Source organism: Paenibacillus sp. FSL H7-0737 (assembly GCF_000758545.1).
GTDB lineage: Bacteria > Bacillota > Bacilli > Paenibacillales > Paenibacillaceae > Paenibacillus_AQ.
This window is the reverse complement of the sequence record NZ_CP009279.1, coordinates 2,233,403-2,248,962: the sequence shown is the minus strand read 5'-3', so window position 1 is coordinate 2,248,962 and position 15,560 is coordinate 2,233,403. Positions and strand designations below refer to the sequence as shown.

General features: G+C 41.4%; 13 protein-coding genes. 4 read left to right on the top strand and 9 right to left on the bottom strand.

Features of this window, described 5'->3' with window-relative positions:
• Positions 1–14: 14 nt before the first annotated feature.
• Entirely contained in the window at positions 15–473 is a 459-nt protein-coding gene (locus tag H70737_RS09470) for a DUF2798 domain-containing protein (RefSeq protein WP_042186683.1), read from the bottom strand.
• A 137-nt stretch (positions 474–610) separates the two neighbouring features.
• On the opposite strand from H70737_RS09470, the gene H70737_RS09465 reads away from it, so the two are divergent.
• Positions 611–1,027, top strand: a complete 417-nt coding sequence (locus tag H70737_RS09465; protein ID WP_042186682.1) for a MarR family winged helix-turn-helix transcriptional regulator — start codon at positions 611–613, stop codon at positions 1,025–1,027.
• Between the two features lie 76 nt (positions 1,028–1,103).
• On the opposite strand, the gene H70737_RS09460 is transcribed toward H70737_RS09465, so the two are convergent.
• From H70737_RS09460 to H70737_RS09440, 5 genes are all read right to left on the bottom strand, one after another.
• Positions 1,104–3,041, bottom strand: a complete 1,938-nt coding sequence (locus tag H70737_RS09460; RefSeq protein ID WP_042186680.1) for an FAD-dependent oxidoreductase — start codon at positions 3,039–3,041, stop codon at positions 1,104–1,106.
• Positions 3,042–3,244: 203 nt separating this feature from the next.
• Positions 3,245–4,057: a MerR family transcriptional regulator gene (locus H70737_RS09455; RefSeq protein WP_042186678.1), complete on the bottom strand. Its 813-nt coding sequence runs from the start codon at positions 4,055–4,057 to the stop codon at positions 3,245–3,247.
• A gap of 113 nt (positions 4,058–4,170) precedes the next feature.
• Complete coding sequence (locus tag H70737_RS09450) at positions 4,171–5,214, bottom strand: YeiH family protein (RefSeq protein WP_042186676.1); 1,044 nt, start codon at positions 5,212–5,214, stop codon at positions 4,171–4,173.
• A gap of 232 nt (positions 5,215–5,446) precedes the next feature.
• Positions 5,447–7,426 carry an ATP-dependent DNA helicase gene (locus tag H70737_RS09445; RefSeq protein ID WP_042186674.1) on the bottom strand — a complete coding sequence of 660 codons (1,980 nt, stop codon included), beginning with the start codon at positions 7,424–7,426 and terminating at the stop codon, positions 5,447–5,449.
• Positions 7,427–7,518: 92 nt separating this feature from the next.
• Complete coding sequence (locus H70737_RS09440) at positions 7,519–8,370, bottom strand: aldo/keto reductase (protein WP_042186673.1); 852 nt, start codon at positions 8,368–8,370, stop codon at positions 7,519–7,521.
• Positions 8,371–8,567: 197 nt separating this feature from the next.
• Here H70737_RS09440 and H70737_RS09435 point away from each other — a divergent pair, with 197 nt between their 5' ends.
• Positions 8,568–9,461, top strand: a complete 894-nt coding sequence (locus H70737_RS09435) for an AraC family transcriptional regulator (protein ID WP_042186671.1) — start codon at positions 8,568–8,570, stop codon at positions 9,459–9,461.
• A gap of 400 nt (positions 9,462–9,861) precedes the next feature.
• A complete protein-coding gene (locus tag H70737_RS09430) occupies positions 9,862–10,614 on the top strand; it encodes an SDR family NAD(P)-dependent oxidoreductase (protein WP_042186669.1) in 753 nt (250 codons plus the stop codon).
• Between the two features lie 218 nt (positions 10,615–10,832).
• Here H70737_RS09430 and H70737_RS09425 read toward each other — a convergent pair whose 3' ends face one another.
• Both H70737_RS09425 and H70737_RS09420 read right to left on the bottom strand, forming a co-directional pair.
• Entirely contained in the window at positions 10,833–12,338 is a 1,506-nt protein-coding gene (locus tag H70737_RS09425; RefSeq protein WP_042186668.1) for an alpha/beta hydrolase family protein, read from the bottom strand.
• Positions 12,339–12,491: 153 nt separating this feature from the next.
• Complete coding sequence (locus tag H70737_RS09420) at positions 12,492–13,094, bottom strand: class I SAM-dependent methyltransferase (protein WP_197071278.1); 603 nt, start codon at positions 13,092–13,094, stop codon at positions 12,492–12,494.
• Positions 13,095–13,269: 175 nt separating this feature from the next.
• Between H70737_RS09420 and H70737_RS09415 the strand changes: the two genes are divergently transcribed.
• Positions 13,270–13,803 (top strand): GNAT family N-acetyltransferase, encoded by a 534-nt coding sequence (locus H70737_RS09415; protein ID WP_197071313.1) that lies wholly within the window; start codon positions 13,270–13,272, stop codon positions 13,801–13,803.
• A gap of 221 nt (positions 13,804–14,024) precedes the next feature.
• Here H70737_RS09415 and H70737_RS09410 read toward each other — a convergent pair whose 3' ends face one another.
• Positions 14,025–14,999 (bottom strand): phosphotransferase enzyme family protein, encoded by a 975-nt coding sequence (locus tag H70737_RS09410; RefSeq protein WP_042186664.1) that lies wholly within the window; start codon positions 14,997–14,999, stop codon positions 14,025–14,027.
• Positions 15,000–15,560 lie beyond the last annotated feature (561 nt).

Below are 15,560 nucleotides of genomic sequence, written 5' to 3'. Positions count from 1 at the left end.
GATGTAAACATTCTCTATGCAGTAGCAGGAGTAATTTTCACAAATATAAATCGTGTAAGAGGCCCGACTAATAGAATTTGCAGTGGAAGTGCAACAATGAAATTCTTACCTATCGCAGACAGATAAGCCATCGGTAGTGCTGAGGTGAACCCTACATGAAGAACTGCGCCATAGAAGGACATAAACAGCACCATTCCGGTCACCATAAAAAAGGAGATGAACATGATTTTTTTGATCATCGGATCATTCTCTTTTACCAGCTTATGTGCGATCCCTTTCGCAACTTTCCCTACAACAAAGACATCCAGAATAAAAGCAACTACAAACGCAGGTACGTAGCCGATGATCACATCTTTAACTAACGTACCTGACCAGCCCTCCATCAGCGCTACATTGTAAATGCTCATACCCAGCACCATCAAAGCACACATGATGAATGTAAATAATAATGCTTCTTTTTTGTTTCTTCCCATCTTCAAGCTCCTTTTATCTCTCAGTATTGTCAACCTGGATTACAATATCACAGCCATTCGAACTAAGTCAACCAAGTTGACAATGAATACAAATGACTTATACTTGGATTAATGAGCGATGATTTAGGAGTGTTCACATGGATAACCATCTGCAAGAAATGAATCTTATTGATTTACTTAGTGAGAAACATCTAGCCCTACGTAAAATAGTGACTGACCAAGACCCGGACCAAATTAATAAGACTGAATCCCATATCCTAGCAGTTCTTGAAAAACATGAAATGCTCACAATCTCAGAAATCAGTAGAATTATTCATATTTCAAGACAGGGTACGCATAAAAGTATTCAAGGACTGTTATCCCTCAACTATGTAGAAGCCGTGGAGGTCAAAGGAAATCAACGTGACAAAAACATCATCCTTACCCAGAAGGGTATCGAATGCAATCAAAGAATGATGATCACCAAAATCGAATTAGAGCAAAGAATCGCTAGCAAGCTTGGGGCAGCTAACGTAGAGCATCTCAAATCTTTGTTAAAAGAGGAATGGCTCTAAGCTCCAGCAAAAAAAGACGCAGGGCTCTCCACCCTGCGTCTTTAAAAATCTTCAATTATTTTCCGGGAAATTGTCGTTAATTAGCTGTCAAAGCACTGTTTGCCGCGCTCTCCCCGCCAAGACGACCTGAGGTAAAGGAGTACCCAATACCAACGCCGTTTCCAACATAAGTATCGTTAAACAACACGCCTTCAGATTCAAGACCCACAGCAAACAATCCTTTCACTGGCGTCCGTTTATCATTCAGAACTTGGAACTTTGTATTTACTAGCAAGCCCCCAACAGAACCCAAGTTATTGATCTCAGCTATGATTGCATAATATGGACCTTCTTCACCCATAGGTTCTAAATACTCAGCAGCTTTACCAAATTCAGAGTCAACACCAGTTTTTGTCGCTTCTTTATAACTATTGTAATTTTCTACAAACACGTCAACATCCATTCCTGCATTCGTAGCTAATTCTTCAATCGTATTTCCTTTGAAGCCATCTCCGTTCTCCACCATCGAATCAAATACTTTCCCGACATTTGCCCAAGTGTTCTCAAGTGTAAATTGATCCGCAAATTCAGCATAGAATTCCGGTGGCATTCCTGGAAGACTTGGTGCATGAACACCGTTCATTCCTTTGGTCTGAAGTGCATCCAATTGGGATTTCGAGACAATAACCATATGATAGGGTCCATTAAATGCACTTGTATTCGCTGCTGCAACCGAAGTTAGAGTCGCTGCTTCATCTCTGAATCTTGCGCCAGAAGTACCTACATTCATGAAATTCGGAAGATAAGTCAACATTAGTGGATAACTTGCTTCAAAAGGCTCATATTGTGCTTTTAGACCTTGGGTTGCTCTAGCTAATGTTTGGTGAAGCATTTGTCCACCGAAGTTGTCCGGTACCTTGGCTCCAGCTTCCCATGCCATTTCGAGACCTTCCCCTACGTTTTGTCCTAATCCACCGTTAACCCCTTCGAAACCAAAAGCCTCTTTAACCATCTCTTTATTTGCGGCATAACCACCCGTTGCCATTATGACACTCTTCGCTGAGATTTCTAGCGTTGTACCGTCTGCTTTCTCAGCGACTACGCCCGTAACTTCTCCAGCTTCATTCGTATTCAGCTTCTTGGCAGTCGTTTCTGTGATCACTTGTCCGCCATGTTGTTCAACTGATTCGGACAACATTTTCCGAAGGGTCTCTTCACGGGTTTCATAAGCCGGCAGCACATGTAATTGTTCACCGAAGAAGTTCAGGAAGCTAGTTTTATATCCTTTTTCGGCTAACCAATCGTAAGTTTCACCGGATTTAGTAACATATTGTCTAATCGCTGCTGCATCCACTCTCCAGTGATTGTTGACAATCCAATCCGCAATTTCTTTTTCCACATTTACTTTTAGATTATTACTAGTAGCGGCAGAGGAGTTGTAGAACTTACCTGCCCATGACAGATTACTTGCTCCCCCGATGACACCAGTTTTTTCTATAATAATAACCTTCGCACCTTTATCAGCTGCTGTAACCGCCGCAGATACACCGGATGCTCCAGCGCCCACTACAACAACGTCGGTTTCCAGTTTTTCTGTTTTCCCTTCACCGGCTTTTTTGACACCTCCAGCTTTGAGGACTTCAAGATTTCCTCCACCTTTGGTTACGGCATCCTCTACAGCGGCAAGCATGGCTTCACTGGAAAGACTGGCACCACTAACAGCATCAACCGCCAAGGTTTGACCTTCTAGAATTTGTTCTTTCATTTTTTCAAGTGCGCTATCGCCTAGGCCCCCTGTTTCCGATTGGCTTACAATCTTAATATCTTTAATTTTATCGGGCTCATCCATAGTTACTTCTACCTTAATAATTCCCTCTTTACCTTCCGCTTCCCCAGTGAACGTACCCGCTTTAAAGGACGATGACGACGAATTAGCCGACTCCCCATTTCCCGTACATCCGCTCAGCATGGAAACGATCAGCACCATACAAAAAGATAACATGAGCATTTTCTTAACGAAATTTCTGTTCCGCATTCTGTTCTCCCCCAGTGTCTAATATCTTATAACCTGATGCAGATAACGTGATAATTTTCACAAACTTAATGATTAATCAACAACGCAATCTGACAGGCTATATAACGAAGTCTAAACCTTGGTGCTGCACCAAGGTCAATGTATACTTTTTGTCCAACTAGAAAAAAACATCTGCTCAAAGAGCAGATGTTTAATAAGAGAAGCTATTGGATTGGGATATTCACTTCCAAATAAAATCTATTCTGGCCTTCGATTTTCTCAGTAAGCAATAATTTCCCGACCACATCTCCCGCTATGGCATAATGATTAGCCTCGATATAGTCGATCATGAACTCCAAAGAGTTCTTCGTGATATATTTTTCATCCGGACATAATATGGTAGCTGAGATACAATGACTTGGGCTAATATACTCTGCATATTCTTCGCTATCCATTTCGAATTTTTGCGCTTCTTCCTCTAGTAAGGTAAGGCCCCAGCTGTAATCAAAATTATTGTTTTCGCTGACAAAGTTATCTGTATCTTCAATTCTAAAAGAATAAAATGCATAAGGAAGTAAATCCATCCAAGTGTTGACCAAACTTTTAACCATATCATTTTTTATTAATGCATTCTTATCCGTTTGCTTTAGTCTGTACATACCTGGCAGTTGTTTAAGTTTACACGTATATAAAGAGGACTCTAATCCCCTGAGTTCTTTATGAATTTCATTCATCTTATTAAGCAGCATCGTCTTCTGCTTGATCTCTTCTTCTAAATTCAACGCTGTTTCTTGCATCCTACCCATAACTTGTTCTAAGGAAGACTCCTTCATCAGGTTTGCCACTTCAGGCAATGGAATCCCTATACTTCTGTACCATCTACTCATTAGCAAATCTCTTGCATCTAAATCATTAAAATATCTGTAATTATTGCTGTTATCTTTAGTGGGCCTAACAATATCATGTTTCTCGTATAACCTCAGCGTATCCGCAGTCACACCGAGAATGGAAGCAAATTCCCCTATGCAATATTTCAACTTATGTCCCTCCATCCATATCATGCATACCCAGCCACATGAAATGATACACAGAAGGACCATTTTTAGATATGAAGTAGTTCATTTCTTACGATTCTAATGTATGCAAAAGATCACGCCAGACCAAACCAGTGAACTAATGTAAATCCAACTAAGGACAACAAGACCGAACCTATAAGCCCTGCTGCAAAAGATTTCATCCCCAGTCGTCTAAATGCCGCCAAGTCAACGTTTAAACCAAGTCCAGCCATCGCCATAGCGATTAGCATATAAGCTATCGTTACGATTCCATTTGCCACTGATGCAGATACGATCCCTAATGAATTCACACCACTGACAAGTAAGAAGCCTAGAATAAACCAAGGAATAGGAATGCTTTTCCATGAGGCTTTAGACTGTCCACCTTGCACTTTTCTTTCTGCACGATTGGTCCAAACCCCAATTAAGATAGCGACAGGAACGAGTAAGGCCACCCGAGTCAATTTGACGATAACCGCCATATCTACTGCTGCACTCCCACCTGCATCTGCTGCTGCAATGACGTGAGCAATTTCATGTAAGGTCGCTCCAGAGAAAACCCCATAGCCTAGATTCGATAAGCCTAGTAAAGGATACAAAAATGTGTATAGCAACGTGAATATTGTACCTAAAATTGCAACTATCGCTGCGCCAATCGCAGTTTCGTCGTCTTTGGCTTTGATTTGTGGAGCAATCGCCACCACCGCTGCCGCACCGCAGATCGCTGTTCCACAGGCTGTTAAGATACTGAGTCGCTTATCAACCTTGAATAGTCGGGCAAGTCCGTATACAACAGAGATCGTAAATACGATCACAATCACAGCCAGTAGAAATACCCGTGGACCTGCAGCAACAATATCCATTAAATTCAGCCGCATACCGAGTAGGATAATCCCTAGACGTAGCAGCTTTTTGCTGGAAAAATCAGTGCCATGGGTGATCGTACCCGGCACTCCAACTGTTGCCCGCCAAATAATTCCGATTAAGATGGCAATGACCAATTGGCCCATAATAGAGAGAAAAGGAAAGCCAGCTAAATATTTTGCGACTAATGCAATGATTAAGGTTAACCCAATGCCAAGTGCAAAACCAACTTGTTTCTTATTGTTCGATTGGTATAATCCCTGTGAATCCCCCATGTCGTGTACACCCCTTGTATGAATCTCTAGATGACGGAGGTATGTATTTCCCTTCCCCCATGAATCAACAATAATACGCCATGGCTCGAAAGTTAAATACCAATATACTATCCGTAAGATTAGTATTCCTTATGCTTGAATTCACGCAAAAAAAAGCTCCTTCGAGAAGCAGCATGCCAGAGCATCCACCTCACCAAAAGAGCGATTGTGTTCCTATATTAAATTTCTGAATTTACACTTCAAGCTTCTGGAGCTTAGTTCCCTTCGGTAGTACAGAAGTAATATACTCGTGAACGGGATGTTGTCCTTCAGCTTCCGCAAGCACTGTCACAATTCCTTGGTCCGTACCCGTTCTGATCAGACGTCCCATTCCTTGTTTAAGTCTTAGCAGCATGTAAGGCAAATCCACATCTTCAAAAGGATTGGAGGTCTCCGCACGTTTTGCCATAAATACAGGGTCGAGCGGAGGATAAGGTAGCGACCAAATGATCACATTAGATAGTGAAGGTCCTGGTATATCTAATCCTTCCCACAGCGTCACCGCACAAAGCACACTATGCTCATCCCGTTGAAAAGCTGAGATCAGATAGCTGATCTCCTGATCCCCTTCATAGAGGAAAGAATACTTGCTGGATTCTGCTCTCTGCGAGCTGAGCTGCTTGAACTGCAGAAGTTCTTCTCGAGTACGGAATAACAACAGGGCTCTTCCTTCTGTCTGCTGAATTAGCTTCAGGGAGATCTTCATTTTCTCAGTAAAATCACCGCTCTGAAGCTCAGGTACATAGATATTCATCTGGTGCTCATAATCATAAGGTGAGTCTACAGAGAAAGACAGGAAGTCGTGTATTCCAAGACTATCCTTCAAGTATTGGAATGATTTATCCACGGATAATGTAGCCGAAGAGAATACGATTGGCATTTTTTGCGTGAATAAACTGTCTTGAAGTACTTCCTTAACATTACGCGGCATGACAGATAGCGTTAAGCCATCGCTATCTTCTGTCGCCCAGCAGATTAATGCACCTGAATCCTCAAACAACCTCAATGCGATCTCTATGGTCTCCAAACGTTCTTCCACAATCCGCAATTGATATTCATCAATCGTGTACAGTCCACTTTCGAATACTAATTCTTCTTCAATAGCGGCAATTACACTACGCATGCGATGCACCTCACGGATTAGCGATGCATTTAGCTCAATGCTTTTTCGATCCGATCCAGGAATGGTGCGGCATTGACGACGAATGTGTTTAAACATTTGCTCACTTTGCATAATTGCTTCATCGATAAGAACAGCAAGCGTTTCACGAATCTCATTCTGTAGCAGACGAGAGATTAGTTCTTCAAAGACAACATGCTTCATTTTATAGCCTAACGCCTTCATGGCAGCAGATTCTAACAAATGCCCTTCGTCAAAAACAACTGCACAATGCTCTGGAAGCAGAGGAATTTGACCCTCTCGTTTACGCGCTTCATAAGTCCAGACATGCTCCATGTAATAATCGTGGGAACAAATGATCAGGTCGCTTGATTTCCGGTAATGATCACGGGACAACGTTTGTCCACAGCGATGACGCATATCACAAGTAAAACAATCCTGAAACGTATCCCAGTTGATCTTATTCCATTGTTCATCATTCAGATCTGGATAATCCCTACGGTCGCCGTAGGCATGGAACTGCTGCATCGGTGCATGAGAATGCACAAAATCAGGTAAAGTACCATATAAACTCTCCAGCGGCAAGCTCCCATCATCATTGTTGCGAGCATGATCCAGCTTTTTCAGACACATATATTTATCTGGAGATTTCGCTAGTCTGGCATCAATATTCATATTCAGATGCTTCGCAAGCTTGGCAATATCACCCTCTGGCTTCACCAACTGCTCAATCAAGGACTCGTCCGCACAGGCGATAATCGCAGGTTTGCCCATATACCTTGCATAACAAATGCTATACAACAAATACACTAAAGTCTTACCCGTACCGACCCCTGCCTCAGCAAAAATCGTCTTCTTCTCAGCAAAAGCTCGCTCCACCTGAAACGCCATGTAAATCTGTTCATCACGAACTTCAAACCCTGCCTCAGGAAGAATTTCATAGAATACATCGCCGACCCATTCCCCTACTTGCTCCATAAAAGGTCTGGTCCGATCATATTCAAAAGGATACTGTGTCGCCAACAAGCCTACCTCCAATATTTGATCAGGCATATCACGTTATGCCATGAAAAATAGAATCAACGGAAAAACTCTATTATCTCATAAGATTGGAGTAATTACAAAGTAGTTCATTCGAAAATATGTTAGATATCGAGTTTACGAGTACCAATCCATTTCACCATTTCAGGATCCCGATGTGAAAAGAACAAACTCTGATTCGTATCTAACTTAGCAATGGATGCCATATCCTCTTGGCTTAATTCAAAATCAAAGATATTGAAGTTTTCGATAATTCTTTCTTTACGAACTGACTTCGGAATCACAACGATTTCTCTTTGTGTGAGCCACCGTAAAATCACCTGAGCCACGGATTTATTATACTTTTCAGCTATGGATACCAGTAACTCATTCTGGAACAAATTATTTTTCCCTTCAGCAAAAGGTGCCCATGACTCGATTTGAACATTATTTTCTTTCATAAATTCCGCATTTTCGATTTGCTGGTTGAATGGATGCGTTTCAACCTGATTAACAGCTGGGACTACTTCATTTTGAAGAATTAAATCAATCAAACGATCCGGGTGAAAATTACTAACGCCGATCGCACGGATCTTGCCCTCACGATATAATTCCTCCATAGCTCGCCATGAGCCAAACACATCGCCAAATGGCTGATGAATTAAATACAAGTCCAAATAATCAAGCTGTAATCGGTTCAGTGATTTTTGAAATGCTTTCTTTGTGCGCTCATAACCCGTATCTTGAACCCAAAGCTTTGTAGTGATAAATAATCCCTCTCTTGCCACGCCACTCCGTTTAATAGCCCTGCCAACTGCTTCTTCATTTAGATAAGAGGCGGCAGTATCAATCAGGCGATAACCTGCCATAATAGCGTCATAAACGCTTTGCTCACATTCATTTGCATCTTGAATCTGATAAACACCAAAACCGAGTATAGGCATTTCAACATTATTGTTCAAAACTACTTTTTGCATAATATTACCCTCCAAGTTTTCAATGATTATGTGTAAATCCTCTTTCTGTTTGCATATCCTTATTATGTACCTGATGATAAAGCGACCGTTATCCCATTCTTGCCAAATGTTTGCCTAATCCTCTCACTAACACTTATGTAAGGGATGAATATAGACTATAATCAGACTATAAAGAGATAACGAAATGAGAGGATCAAATGCCTGAAATAATCACTAAACAGCAGAATGAACTCGTAAAAATCATTGACCATTACACAGAAAAAGATGGTGTTCACCAAACTGCTATTCCCTCTTTATTTTTCATGCGTGACTCGAATGCGTCCATACCAAAGCATGGAGTTTACAAACCTTCCTTATGTTTGGTGGTACAAGGGGCTAAGGAGGTATGGCTGGCACAGGAGCGTTTTAGATACACCCCCTCCGATTACCTCATTGCATCCGTTCACCTGCCAGTTACCGCCCAAGTCACTGAAGCCACTTCCGATGTTCCATACTTAGGGTTCAAGCTTGAATTTACAACAAGTCAAATTTTAGAGGTTTTACAGGAATCTGAAGTTCGAATTTACGCTAAAGAAAATCCTAAGCGAGCTATGTTTGTTAGCCAGATGGAGTCTTCCTTAATGGATGCGGTCCTACGGTTAGCTCGATTGTTAGATCAGCCTAAAGACATTCCAGTGTTAGCTCCATTATTTACAAAAGAGATTCTTTATCGGGTGCTACAAGGGCAAAATGGGATTGCATTGGAGCATATTGTAATGGAAGGAAGCTCAACTCATCTAATCAAAGATGTTATTGAACATATCATGAATAACTATGCTAGTTCTTTTAAGATTGAGGAGCTTGCCGAAATAGCGAATATGAGTGTTTCTTCGTTTCATCGGTACTTTAAAGAAGTAACTGCAATGAGCCCTATTCAGTTCCAAAAACATCTGAGACTTCAGGAAGCCCGCCGGTTATTACTAACCGAGTCAGCAGATGCCACAGATGTGGCATTTCGAGTAGGCTATGAAAGTCCTTCGCAATTTAGCCGTGAGTATTCCCGCATGTTTGGTTTTCCTCCTAAACAGGATGTAAAGCGTCTGAAGGCATAACACGTTTAGATAAAGCCTAATCTTAAATAGTAACTGACCCAAATAAGGGCGAGCATAGCTAACTGTAAGAAACGATAACTTAGTAAGACTAGTAGGCAGCCGGTCATCACGACAGCCAGATGCCGCAAGTTTGCAGGTCGATCAATACCTCGTAGGGTGCCAATAACGGAACTTCCGTCGTTGCGACTCTGAAATTCTGCGGTCCAAAGACTCTAATTTGTTTCATATGCCCCTCCATTAAGTAGTTCAATTATTTTGTTAGTTTTATTATGTAATAACAACATTATAATAACTAACAATCTGCTATCAAATTTATTATTTACAGTGTAAAATAGGATATAATCTATCTTTATTCTGATAGCATTAGCAAATTAACTACTGATTACAAGGAGGGCTTATTATGGTAAACGTACAAGGACGATGGGCACTTATTACGGGGGCAAGCAGAGGCGTCGGTTATGAGACAGCGATTTTCATGGCCAAGCAAGGGTGTAACCTTATTCTACATAGTCGAAACTTAGAACATACCAAGAAAGTGAAGGAAGAGGTACAAGCGCTTGGTGTTGATGCATATTGCGTACAAGCCGAGCTTGCCAATCACGAAGAAGTAGTTGCCATGCTAGATGACATTGAAGCTAAAGAAATCCCTGTTGATATTATTTTCAACAATGCAGCCGTGCAAATCGCTTACAGAAGAGATTACTGGCAAACTCCTGTGGAAGACTTCGATATGAGCTTCCGAATTAATTTCATTTCCATTGCGACGATTTGCCACCGATTGATTCCTAAGATGATTGAACGGGGCTTCGGACGTGTCATCAATACAACAAGCGGAATTAAGAATGAACCAGAGCAGGCAGGATATGCAGCAAGCAAAGCAGCCCTTGATAAATTTACGAAGGATTTGGCATCGAGGCTGGAAGGCACCAACGTTTTGATTAATATTACGGATCCAGGGTGGTGCAGAACCGATCTAGGAGGCCCAAACGCACCTGGAGCAGTGGAGAACGTTATTCCCGGAATCGCGGTAGGTGCTTTTGTGGATGACAAGAAGAGCGGACGATTCCTCCATGCGCAGAATTTTACTGGCATGACATTGGAGGAAGCCGTTGCCAAAGCGGAAACAATCGAAGCTAATCCCTATATTATATAATCTATGAATTCTAGAAGGCCAGTGAGCTCAAATAGAAGCCAAGAGCCATTTCAAAGATGAAATCATACGCTCAATTACGAGTATCCATTGATTATCCAAAAGATCTTGTATTCATTCTTCTTAGACAAAATAATAACTCCCCTTCAAGTAACGGTTATTAATTAAACCCCTGTCTACTTGAAGAGGAGCTTATCAAAATCGGTAGCCTGTTACGTAATTTATAATAGTGAGGTTACGAACTTTACCTCCGGAAAGCGACTATTCGGTCCTTTCATTAAGATTCCGCCTTGATTTTTCAGATACATATCGAAGAAATCCAGCATATAGGCATTGATAACGGAGTTTGCTCTTTCAGGAGCAATCTTTCCGGTAATGCCCAGTATTTTGAATATCGGAGTAATGAACTGTACGTCGGTAAAATTCAAATGCTCCGTATTTTCGATATAGAGGACTTGTCCCCCTACGTCGACTGTTTGGCGCATCCGTTCAAGCTCCAACTTTTTATCTTCCGTTACTTTATCCTCCCACTCTCTTGTTGAGCCCATACGGTTAAGCTCTGAATCCGTGTAGACCCGGTTATCCATCACCATTTTTAATTTTTCAAATTCGCTTTCCGAGTGGATGAACAAAAACGGCTTACGCAGACCCTCTCTGTCACGCAATCGATAAAGCCCTCCATCAAAGTCTATTCCAACCGCGATTCGCGGATCGTAAGAAGCGTCATAGGCCGTCGCTCCACCGATGGAATGACCGAACACTCCGACATTACCGAGATCAACTCTCCCTTTTAGATGACTTGGAATCTTCCCCGATTGGATGAGCTCGAATTGGTCCAGCACAAACGCCACATCGTCGGTTAAAACTTTACCCAACTTGTCGCGATTACCTCTTTCCGTCTGGTAATCATGGTCAGGCGAGAATAAATCGTTGGTTGTGCTGGTCGTGATTCGACCGTCCGGAAACTCGGTTGCAAATGTATTATAGGTGTGGTCAATCACTGCCACGATATATCCGTGACTCGCGAGATATTCAGCTTGCGCCGTGTGGAGGAACCTGGAAGAGCCGAAGCCGGGATTCGCAAGGATCAGTGGGTATGAAATCTGTGCAGAAGAGACTTCAGCCCCCGAATAAGAATGACTGGATACGTACTTTAGGTGTTGTAAAGTAAACTGGGGAAGGCCATAGTTCGTGGCCATATAACGTAAAATCTGGGTATCTGGAATAAAGGGAGCGTACTTGCCAGTGCCATCTTGAGCCGGATACCATACCTGAACCATCAATTCTCTCTTGCCTGTCGCGGTTTTGCTAAATGTTTCCTCACGGTTTTGGTCTATGAAATGAAAGATTTGCGTGCCTACCTGCAACTCGCCGGTTGGCGCCGGAAAGTCGAATACAGGAAACACATATAGGAAGCACCCCGTTGCGATTAGCCCAAACACGATAAAAAGGCGGCCCAGCACCCTACGAATTCGCGAAGCAGTCCGAGCGACTTTCCGCGTTCTAAAAACGTCTATAAGTGAAAGCATAAGCATCAGGATTGTAAATCCGTATAAAAATACAAGCTGAACCCTGTATCCTTCGACAAGTAAATGTATCACTAAAAAAATGTAGCCTGCTCCGCTTGTCAGGAGCATAGCAGATCTTCGAATACGTTGATTTAAAATGAACAGGAGTCCAAAAAAACTAGCACTTGAAAAGAATAGCAGCATTTCAAAAAACCTCACGACCAACTCCCCCTTAAAATTAATCCTCTCAATGGATTAGTATAGAGGAGCTGTTAGGTTGATGCCATTGATCTAGATGACATTTCATTGATCTAGATGACAATTACCTAACACTTTTGTAAGGTTTCGTGAAAAAAATTACTGAACATGTATTTAAGATTTGATATCATTTTGACTTAAAAATTTCATTAAATCATTACTCAGCTGCACGATCTCATTGTTAGCATTATTCGCATAATCCGGCAGCATCATATCCCTAACCATTTTAGTTCGTAGCCATGTCATAAAGAAAAGATCCAACAATAAGTTTGGAAATTTAAGCACCTTTTTAAGCATTGGTGGGTCAATTGAAACACCTGCTTTTTGTATTGCCCTTAGATACGCTTCTAAAGTGACTGTTATTTTGCGTGCCGTCTTTCTGGTTCTGGCTGTTTCTTTGTCAATGATCTTATTCTCAGAATGCAAAATGCTCAACATGGCAATGTCTGATACGGAATGTGTGATTAGATACGACTGCATATCCTTTTTAATAACGTAGGGAAGCTTTGCTAATTTAAATAATTTTGCGAGGTTTTCTATGCGTTCTGTCACTACACCATTAATTTCTCCAAATGCAGTTGCCGCTATAATCTTTGGTAGAAATCGAGCATGCAATACTTCATCTTTAATCTGTCCACCGAAGCCAGGAATAGCTGGTAAAAGTCTATCCCCTACGATATCCAGCCACGAAGAAAATCCAATTGAATTACTAGACATTGCGCTTGTTGGACTATCTTTTTAGGGTAAGTTTAAGTAAAATATCCTTACAATAATAAAGGAGTGTGTGCCAATGATTGTCACCCTGATTTCTCTACGGTTCAAATTTCAACTGTAAACAGGGGGCATTAATGAACACGTCCCCGTTTGCAAGATATGGGGGATTACAGTGTCAATTAACAAATCACTTTTCTCTGGGCAATTAGTTCGTTTATGCGCATCCCGCCCTGAAGATGCCACAACCTTGGCGTTATGGAGTGAAGATGCGGAATATCTAAGGAACTTGGATACTGACTTCGTCATGCCGGATTCTATTGAATCATTCGAGAAATCGAACAACAATAGTACAAAAAGTATGGAATTTCATTTGCGAACTATCGAAAGCGATATACTTATTGGATTTGTTGCTCTGTTTAGCATCGAATGGAACAATCAATGTGGAAAAATGGCAATTGGCATTGGCGATCCAAACTTTCGGGGCAAAGGCTACGGCACTGATGCGTTGCGTTTGATTCTAAGGTATGGATTCTGTGAACTGAACTTACATCGAATCGGACTCGATGTCATCAGTTACAATAATAGTGCAATCCATGCCTATCAAAAAGTCGGATTCCAAGTTGAAGGCACGATGCGGGAATCTGTACTAAGAGACGGGCAGAAGTATGATCGTATTCTAATGAGTATCCTGCGAAACGAATATCAGAAATAACGAAAACAAGCTTTTCTTAAAATCGGTTTGAGCAATTTCGAGTCCATACATCACATTTGTGACCTAGAACCAAGCCCCTTTTCGAGGGGATATTTTATTTCACCTATAAAACTTGCCGCTACTTGTGATAAGGTTCCGCGCTGTCTGTAACTGCAAGTTTAAAGGCCATCCTTTGTGGGATGGCCCTTCCTTTTCTGGCTTTGTTAAAGTATCGTACCCGGTTAACGCAAAAAGTCCATATCAATATAGGGAGTGTTATTTAACAAATTTTCATAGTAGAAGCGTCGGGCTTGCTCATCCCATTCGCTCCAATCCGGAGCGTTAAAATCTCTGCTTCTATAGAGCGCGGCTAAAACTCTAGCTTGCCTTAAATTAATAAATAATGGGATTTTGTTTAACCAATCTTGACTCACAGTATTTTCCTTACAATAGCCGTTTAAGAAGTTGCAATAGTAACGCTTTGCAATCTCCTTCCTTACATCTCCAGACACAACCCACGGAATAGGGATTTCATAAAATAATGGTGTAGCAATATCAGAAACAAACCAGCTATATTCCGCGTCATCATAGTCAATAATAAAGGCTTTGTCCCCATCATTAAGATAATTGCCAGGGCTGATATCCCCATGAATAAGACCGTACGTATCTTTTTCCTTGGGTAGAGCGCTAACTTCAGTAATTAAACGATCAAAGTTATCGTGTAATTCTAACGGACAATATTTCTTAAATGAGGCTAATAGGGCATTATCATTCCATTCATAGCGTGAATGTTGCGACGAATAATTAAGTGAAAACTTATGTATTTTCCCGACCATTTGACCGATATTCTCATAAAACGTATTGCTCTCCTCGGCTATTACTGCATTTCTGCCGGGTGCTTTCTCAAAAGCTGTCACAACAAAGGACTCGTCAATTATATGAATAAGATCCCCTGATAAAGACTGAATGGGCTTCGCTACTTTCATTCCGCGATCGGCCAGGAACATGATAAAATCTAGTTCCGCTCTTGTTAATAATTCATTCCGATGTGTGACATGGGCAATTCTTAAAATAACTTCTCGATCTCCAACTACCCCGGAATAAACGAAATTTTGAAACCCATTTAATTCGAAAATTGAGTCTTCACGTATTCCAAAACATTGCGCGGACTGTCTCAAAATATCTTGTGTGTATAGTAGTTTAATCTTTTTATCCATATAACCTCTCCCCCTTTACTTTTATGGTATCAAAAGGTGCTGATTGAAAATATACTGAATTTGATTTAAAATCAAATTCTACACAAAAAGCCACATCAGAAAGCTTGATGTGACTTACAAGTGAATCCCCATTTTTTATGCAACTTTTCAGGGGTCGGGACATAAACCATGCGGCCATGAATGTACTTCTGAATTTCTTTTAGCAACTCTTCCGGAAAGATAATATCTGCATTTACATATTTTATGATAGCTCTGCTCCTTAAATTTTTTTTTGAAAATTTAAGGGAGCAAAGTCATACTATCTGACGGGGCTCATGAGATGCCCTCAGTGCGGGGCAACGCTTGTCGCGCATCGAATATACGACACGCTGAAAGCTACGTCATCGAACGGATCGCGGCGGTAGTACAAACGCCAAAACTGCTGGACGATATTGTCGTTAGCCTCAATAAGTCGCGGAGCAAGAGCGTTGCTCTGCTTCAAAAAGAGCTATCACGATGCCCTCTTCCTTTCGTGGGAAGTGACGAGATGTTCCACTCAAAAAACGATAGATTTAAGTACCT